Origin of the sequence: Devosia enhydra (genome assembly GCF_900119845.1) — a bacterium.
In the GTDB taxonomy this organism is placed as follows: domain Bacteria; phylum Pseudomonadota; class Alphaproteobacteria; order Rhizobiales; family Devosiaceae; genus FPKU01.
The window spans coordinates 357,698-365,644 of record NZ_FPKU01000003.1 but is presented as its reverse complement, the minus strand read 5'-3'; the positions used below and the strand labels follow the sequence as shown (position 1 = coordinate 365,644).

Annotated in this window: 6 protein-coding genes; all 6 read right to left on the bottom strand. The window is 67.5% G+C overall.

Translation table 11 applies throughout. The features are described from left to right. Positions 1-101: 101 nt before the first annotated feature. Positions 102-1,664 (bottom strand): dipeptide ABC transporter ATP-binding protein, encoded by a 1,563-nt coding sequence (locus BT183_RS16535; protein WP_072345566.1) that lies wholly within the window; start codon positions 1,662-1,664, stop codon positions 102-104. Next, positions 1,661-2,524, bottom strand: a complete 864-nt coding sequence (locus tag BT183_RS16530) for an ABC transporter permease (protein WP_210185494.1) — start codon at positions 2,522-2,524, stop codon at positions 1,661-1,663. Before BT183_RS16530 ends, BT183_RS16535 begins: the two co-directional genes overlap by 4 nt. Next, complete coding sequence (locus BT183_RS16525; RefSeq protein ID WP_072345564.1) at positions 2,521-3,471, bottom strand: ABC transporter permease; 951 nt, start codon at positions 3,469-3,471, stop codon at positions 2,521-2,523. The genes BT183_RS16530 and BT183_RS16525 overlap by 4 nt, the downstream gene beginning before the upstream one ends. A gap of 27 nt (positions 3,472-3,498) precedes the next feature. Next, positions 3,499-4,992, bottom strand: a complete 1,494-nt coding sequence (locus BT183_RS16520) for an ABC transporter substrate-binding protein (protein ID WP_072345562.1) — start codon at positions 4,990-4,992, stop codon at positions 3,499-3,501. 97 nt (positions 4,993-5,089) lie between these two features. After that, a complete protein-coding gene (locus tag BT183_RS16515) occupies positions 5,090-6,718 on the bottom strand; it encodes an ABC transporter permease (protein ID WP_072345560.1) in 1,629 nt (542 codons plus the stop codon). A 32-nt stretch (positions 6,719-6,750) separates the two neighbouring features. Beyond that, positions 6,751-7,797, bottom strand: coding sequence for an extracellular solute-binding protein (locus tag BT183_RS16510; RefSeq protein ID WP_072346295.1), 1,047 nt, complete (start codon positions 7,795-7,797; stop codon positions 6,751-6,753). Between the last annotated feature and the right edge of the window lie 150 nt (positions 7,798-7,947).

The window sequence follows — 7,947 nt, the reverse complement described above, 5'->3', positions numbered from 1 at the left end:
GCGCCGGGTGAGGGGGCCTTGCCGCTTGCGCGATCTCAGAGCTCCCAGCATGTCATTCCTGCGAAAGGAAGCCTCAGGGTGAGGGCCTCAGGTCAGTCCGCTCAGCCGATGTCGGGCAACCTCGCCGCCAGAAGCGCCTTCGTCATGGCATGGCGGGGGGCCGCGAACAGTGCCTGTGGCGTGCCTTCTTCCACGATGTGGCCGGCCTCCATCACCAGCACGCGGTCGGCGATGGCCGCGACCATGTCGAGATCGTGGCTGATGACCAGATAAGCGAGGCCGAACGCGGCGCGGAGTTCAGCCAAGAGCGCGAGGATATCGGCGCGGACCGAGAGATCGAGCGCCGAGACCGGTTCGTCGAGCACGACGAGCCGCGGCCGGGTGATCAGCGCCCGCGCGATCGCGAGGCGCTGGCGCTGACCGCCTGAAAATTCGTGCGGATAACGGGACAGGCTATCGGCCGGCAGGCCCACCGCCTCCACCATCTGCCCGAGACGGGAGGATTTTTCAGCCTGCGGCGTCTCGGGTTCAAGGCGCAGCGGTTCGGTAAGCGACACCCCGATGGGCAGGCGCGGGTCGAAGCTGCCGAAGGGATCCTGGAAGACGAGGCTGATGTCGCGGCGCAGGGCCTTGGGCAGGTTGCCGCCCGAATAGGGCTGGCCGGCAAAGCGCAGCGATCCGCTCGAGGCCGTGTCGAGACCGGCGACGATGCGCGCCAGCGTGCTCTTGCCGCAGCCCGATGGCCCCACCAGCGCCACCGCCTCGCCGGCTGCGACCGTGAGGCTGACGGCATCGAGGGCAACAAGTGACGGGGTGCGGAACAAAAGCGCGCCGGGCTGCCGGTAGCGCCGGCTGACGGCGTCGACCACCAGCAGCGGCTCGCCGCGTGGAGCCCGCGCCACCGAAGCTGGGGCCGGCGGTGGGCGGCTCGCGGCAACGAGAAGGCGCGCATAGTCGCTTTTGGGCGCGCCGAGCACCTCTCGGGTGGGGCCGGTCTCGACGATGCGGCCGGCCTTGATCACCGCGACGCGGTCGCAGAGCGCCGCGACGGCCTTGAGATCGTGGCTGATGAGCAAGAGCGCCATGCCGCGCCGCGCCGAGGCGGCTGCGACAAGGTCGATGACCTTGCGCTGCGTGATGAGGTCGAGCGCGGACGTCGGTTCGTCGGCAATGAGCAGGGCCGGATCGCCGGCGAGCGCCATGGCGATCATCACGCGCTGGCGCTGGCCGCCCGACAACTGGTGTGGATAGCGGGTGGCGTGGCGCGCTTCGAGCCCCACTTCGGCGAGCAGCGCGGTGAGACGGGCGCCGTCGGTCGGGCGCTCCGCCAGCCGGGCGGCCTCGAGGATCTGGTCGCCAGCCGTCATCAGCGGGTTGAGCGCCGTCATCGGCTCCTGGAACACCATGGCGATGCGCCGGCCCCTCAGGCGCGCCATCGCTGCCTCGTCGCGCGGCAGGGGCGCGCCTTCAAAAACGAGGCTGCCCGAAACCGAGGCGCCCTCGGGTAGGAGCCCGGTGATGGCGAGCGCAGTCAGCGTCTTGCCCGAACCGCTTTCGCCGATGATGCCGAAGCGCTCGCCCGCCGCGATGTCGAGCGTGACGCCCTCGACGAGCGGCCGGCCGCCGATGGCGATGCCGAGGCTGTCGATGGAGAGGAGGCTCACGCCACACGCTCCGCCCGCGCGAGGCGCGGATCGAGCAGGTCGCGCAGGCCATCGCCGGCAAGGTTGAGCGCCACGACGATCAGCACCAGCGCCAGCCCCGGGATCAGCGCCAGATGCGGCTTGAAGAGCACGAAGGTCTGCGCCTCGCGCAGCAGAAGCCCAAGGCTGGTGCCGGGCGCCTGGGTGCCGAGCCCGACATAGGAGAGCCCCGCTTCGGCAACGATGGCGAGCGCCAGCTGGATGGTGCCCTGCACGATGATGAGCCCGGCGATGTTGGGCAACAGGTGCCGCCATGCAATTCCGAACGGCCCGAGCCCCGCCAGCCGGGCGGCACCGATATAGTCGAGCCCGATCAGCGCCATGGCACCGCCGCGCGCCACCCGCGCAAACACCGGGATGTTGAAAATGCCGATAGCCAGCATGGCGTTGATGGCGCCGGGCCCGGCAATCGCCGTGATCAGGATGGCGGTGATGAGCGCGGGGAAGGCGAAGAGAAAATCACTCAGCCGCAGCACCAGCCATTCGGCCCAGCCGCCCCGCGCCGCCGCGATGAGCCCGAGCGGCACCCCGATCATCGCCCCGATCGCGACCGCGATGGTGGCGACGACGAAACTCGTCAGCGTGCCCGCCATCAGCAGCGAGAGCAGGTCGCGCCCCAGATGATCGGTGCCCAGCCAGTTGCGCAGGCTGGGTTCGCCGAGCTGACGGGCGATATCGACGCGGTCGATGGGGTAGGGCGTCCAGACGAGCGATGTGAGCCCCAGACAGAGAAAGAGGCCGGCCACCACCAGCCCCAGCACGATGCTCGGGTGACGGAAAAGGCGGCTGATCTGGCGCGTGGCGCGGGTGCCGCTCCTCACGTGCCGCTCCTGCGCAGCCGGGGATCGACCCCCGCATAGAGCAGGTCGACGAGCAGCATGGTGAGGCTCACCGCCACCACCAGCACCATGATGGCGCCGCGCACGAGGATGAGGTCGCGCTCGGAAATGGCGGTGAAGATCAGCCGGCCGAGGCCGGGCAGGTAGAAGACGTTTTCCACGATGACCGTGCCGGCGATGAGATAGGCAAATTGCAACCCCAGTATCGTCAGCACCGGCAAGAGCGCGTTGCGCACCCCATGCCGCCACAGTGCCTGCTGCCGCGTCAGCCCCTTGGCGCGCGCCGTGCGGATGAAATCGGCGCCCGCCACATCGACGAGCGCGGTGCGCATCACCCGGGCGAGGATCGCGGCCTGCGGCACCCCGAGCGCCAAAGCCGGCAGGATGAGCGAGGCGAAGGCACCGCCCGGGCTCTGGCTCCACGGCACGAAGCCGCCGGGCGGCAGCCAGCGCAGCGCCACCGCAAACAGCAGCACGAGCAGCATGCCGAACCAGAAATTGGGGATGGCGACGCCGATCTGCATCAGGCCCATCAGCGTCGTGTCGGCCGCCGTGCCGCGCCGCCGCGCTGCCGCGATGCCGATGGGCAGGCCGATGGCGATGGAGAGCAGCATGGCCATCAGCGCCAGGGGCAGGGTGATGCCCATGCGCTCGGCGATGAGCCCGGCAATGGGCGCGCGCTGGGTGTAGCTCAGCCCGAAATCGCCGCTGAGCATGCCGCCGATCCAGCCGAAAAAGCGCTCGGGGGCCGGGGCATCGAGCCCGAGCGTCTGGCGCAATTGCGCCACGCTTTCGGGGGTGGCGGTGATGCCGAGCATGAAGCGGGCCGGATCGCCCGGCAAAAGGTCGAGCACGAAGAACGTGATGATGGCGGCGCCCAGAAGCGTCGCCACAAAGCCGAGAAGGCGGATCAGGACGTAGCGGATCATCGCCGCGGCGCCGCCGGAGCGATGGCTTCAGCGCGCCCAGCGCATATTGCGCAGAACCACTCCCTCGATGGGCGCGTTCGTCCACTGGCCTTCGAGCCGCGCGTCCCACACCCCGATCTGCGGCAGCTCGTAAAGGAAGACGTTGACGGCTTCCTGCGCCAGCCGGCGCTGCGCATCCTCGGCCAAGGCGCGGCGATCAGCATCGTCCACGGCGCGGTTGAGGCGCGCCATGATCCCTTGAAACTCCGCATCATCGAAGCCGAAATAATAGTCGGGATTGGCATAGATGCCGATGTCAAAGGGCTCGACATGGCTGATGATGGTCAGGTCGAAATCCTTGTTGGTGAAGACGTCCTCGAGCCAGACGGGGAATTCGACATTGATCTGCTCGAGCTTGACGCCCACTTCGGCGAGCTGGCTGGCGATGATCTGCCCGCCATTGCGCGCATAGTCGACCGGCGGCAGCTTCAGCGTGGCGGAAAACCCGTTGGGAAAACCGGCCTCGGCAAGCAGCGCCCGCGCCTTGTCAGGGTCGTAGGGATAGGTGCCGGTCAGATCGACATAATAGGGATGGTGCGGGGCGAAATGGCTGCCGATGGGCGTGCCATAGCCACCGCTGGCCCCGTCGATCACCGCCTGCCGGTCGATGGCGTGGTTGAGCGCCTGGCGCACGCGCAGGTCATCAAAGGGCGGCTTGGCATTGTTGATGGCAAGGATCGTCTCGCCTTCGGTGGTGCCTTCGAGCACCTTGAAGCGCGGATTGTTGAGGAACACCGGCAGGGTCTGGGTGCCCATGTTGTAGGTGCCATCCACCGTGCCGGCCAAAAGCGCATTCACCCGCGCGGCGATGTCGGGAATGAAGAGATAGGTGGCGCGGGCAAGGGCCGGCGCTTCGCCCCAGTAGCTGTCGAAGCGCTCGAGCACCACTTCGGCGCCGCGCCGCCATTCGACGAAGGCGAAGGGTCCCGTCCCGATGGGGGTGGTGCCGTTGTTGGCAGCGCTTTCGGGCGCGACGATCACCGCATCGCCCCGGCCGATATCGAAGAGGAACTGGCCCGAGGGCGCCGCAAGGCGGATCTCGATTGTGCCCGGATCGATGGCGGTGATGCTTTCGATGCCGGCATAGAGCGCTTTCTGCGCATTGATGCTGTCGGGCGCGCGGATGCGCTCGAAGGTGAAGACCACATCCTCGGCGTCAAAGCTCGTGCCGTCGTGGAAGATGACGTCCTCGGCCAGGGTGAAGGTGTAGGTGAGCCCGTCCTCCGAAACGGTCCAGGCGGTGGCGAGCGCCGGTTCGACCGCGCCGGTCTCGCTGATGCGGGTCAGCCCCTCGAAGACGTTCTGGTAGACCACCACGTCGATGGCCTCGGCCGCACCCGCCGTGGGGTCGAGCGTGTTGGGCTCGAGGATGGCGGCGATGCGCACGCCATCGGGCGCCTGCGCCAGGGCGGGTCCCGCCAGCATCAGGGTGGCGGCGCCGAGGCCGAGGGCTGCCGCACGGGCCGTGGTCGAAATGCGCATCTGGTCAGGTCCCCGCCTCGCTTGCAGCAACTATAGGGCAAGATGCCCGCGATTGCAGCACCGCGATGCGGCCGATTGTGCCGGTAGATCCTGCTGCTCAGCCGGGGCGCCGCTCGCTCCAGCGCGTGGCGAGGATCACCGGGATCAGCCCCACGAGCACGATGGCGAAGGCGGGCAGCGCCGCGCTGGCGAATAAACTGACATTGGCGTGGGCATAGACCACAGTGGCGAGCGTATCGACGCCCAGCGGCCGCAGTAGCAGCGTCGCCGGCAATTCCTTGACGATCTCGACGAACACCAGCGTGGCGGCGGTGAGGATGGCGGGCGAGAGCGTCGGCAGGTCGACGCGCAGCAGCAGCCCCAGTCCGCGCGCGCCGAGGATGCGGCCGGCATGCAGCACCGAATCGCCGCGCTTTTTCATCGCCGCATCGAGATTGGAATGGCTGACCGCGAGGAAGCGCACGGCATAGACATAGACGAGGCCGGCCATCGACCCCGAGATGATAAGCCCCGGCCGCCAGTCGAAGGTGGCCATGGTGAAGCGGTTGAACCAGAGGTCAGCCTGCCCGAAGGGCTGCAACAGCCCCAGCGCCAGCACCGTGCCCGGCACGGCATAGCCCAGCGTCGCAATGCGCACGGCGCCGGCCGTCGTGGGGCCCTTGCTCTGGGCCTGCCGGGCGGCGAGAAAGCCGATCGCAACCGTGGCGATGGCGCCGAATGCGCCGAGCGTCACCGTCGGGCCGAGAGCGCGCAGCGTCAGGTCGATCATCTCGGGTGTGACGCGGCGGAACGCCATGAAGGTCAGCTGCCCGAAGGGGATGAGAAAGCCCAGCGCCAGCACGAGGCCGCAGAAAAGGCTCGCCAAGAGCCCGGCGCGCCCTGAAAGCGGCATGCGGGCGGGGGCGACGCGGCTGTCGCGCGCGCTCGAATAGGATCGCGATCCGCGCGCCCATTGCTCGGTGAGGATGAGCAGGCCGATGACCAGGACGATCATCACCGCCAGCTGCGCCGCCCCGCCGAAATCGGAGCGGTTGATCCAGGTCGAATAGATGATGGCGGTGAGGCTGTTGACGCCGAAATACTGCACCGCGCCCAGATCGTTGACCACCTCCATCATGGCGAGCGTCGCGCCCACGATGATGGCCGGCCGCGCCACCGGCAGCGTCACGGTGAAAAAGGTGCGCATCGGGCCTGCGCCCAGAACGCGCGCGGCGAGATTGGTCGAGCCCGACTGCATGAGGAAGAAGGCCCGGCACGCCATATAGGCATAGGGGTAGAGCACCGCCGAGAGCACCAGCGCCGCGCCCCACTGGCTGCGGATATCGGGAAACCAGTAGTCGCGGATCGTCGCCGCACCGGTCAGCGCCCGCACCGCCTGCTGGATAGGGCCGGTGAAGCCGAAAAATTCCGTATAGGTATAGGCGGCAAGATAGGTCGGCACGGCGAGGGGCAGGATCAGGGCCCAGTCAAACAGTCGCCGGCCCGGAAAATCGAAATGCGCCACGAGCCATGCAGTCACAAGCCCGATGGCAGCGGTGATCAAACCCACCGAGGCCATCAGCGTCGCCGTCTCGCGCAGCGAGGTCCAGAGCATCGCCGAATTGAGGCCGTTGCTGCCGGCAAGCGCCGACTGGATGGCGGCGGCACCCAGCCAGAACATCGGCAGGCCGGTGGCCAGCACCAGAACGAGCGCAAAGACCGGCAGGCGCAAGCGCCGGCCGGTCATCGCGATTTTCGGCTCTGAACCGGTAAGGGCTGTCAGTTCTGCGGGCCTTCGTTGAACTTGAGCTCGTCGACCAGCGCTGCGGCTTCGGCGCGATGGGCGGCGACTTCGGTCAGCGGCACCTGCGAGGCCTTGAGCGCGCCCCAGCTGGCAACCAGCGGATCGATGGGGGCCGAGGCCACCACCGGGAACTCGTAATTGGTGCTGGCGTAGATCGACTGCGCCTCATCGGAGAGCAGGAAGGCGATGAGCGCGTTGGCGTTCTCGGCATTGGGCGCATGCTTGGCGATGAAGCCGCCCGCCACGTTCACCTGCGTGCCTTCGCCCTCGGCATCGGGATAGATGATCCGGGCGGCATTGGCCCAGTCCTTCTGCTCGGGTTCGGCATCGTTGTTGAGCATCGCACCCATGTAATAGGTGTTGACGATGGCAAGGTCGCAGCTGCCTTCGAGGATGTTCTTGACCTGCCCGCGATCATTGCCATTGGGGGCCGTGGCAAGGTTGTCGCGCACCTTGGTGAGCCATTCGCGCGCTTCATCGAGCCCGTTGGCGGCGATGTAGTGGGCGATTAGACCGATATTGTAGACATGGTTGCCCGGGCGGGTGCAGAGCCGGCCCTTCCATTCCTCGCCCGCGATGTCCTCGTAAGAGAGCGCGGTGGCATCGACGCGGTCCTTGGAGACGTAGAACACGCGGCTGCGCAGCGACAACGCCGTCCAGTTGCCGTCATCGTCGCGGAAGGTTTCGGGCACGCGCTCGGCGAGAGCCGGGGTGGTGATCGGCTGGGTGATGCCGCGTTCCTCGGCGCCCACCAGATTGCCGATATCGACGGTCAGCACCACGTCGGCGGGCGACAGCTCGCCTTCGCTCTCGACGCGCTCGAGCAGGCCATCGCCGGCATAGAGCACATTGGCGGTGATGCCGGTTTCGGCGGTGAAGGCATCGAGAAGCGGCTGCAGCAGGCTCTGCTCGCGATAGCTGTAGATGTTGACTTCCCCGGTCTGGGCGAGGGTCGGCGCGGCCGCGGCAACCAGAACCATCGAACCCAGCAGGGCGGCGGCGAGACGTTTCGTCATCGTCATGATTTCCTCCATCGCGGGGCCGTGCCCCTTGCGTCTGGGGGTGTTCTGCTGAATCTGATGAAGACTGTCAAGAATTGGACGGCGTCAGAAAGGCAAATAATTCCAGCAGTTTAGAACGTATCCAAACTGCACGCGAAAGACCCCGTGTTT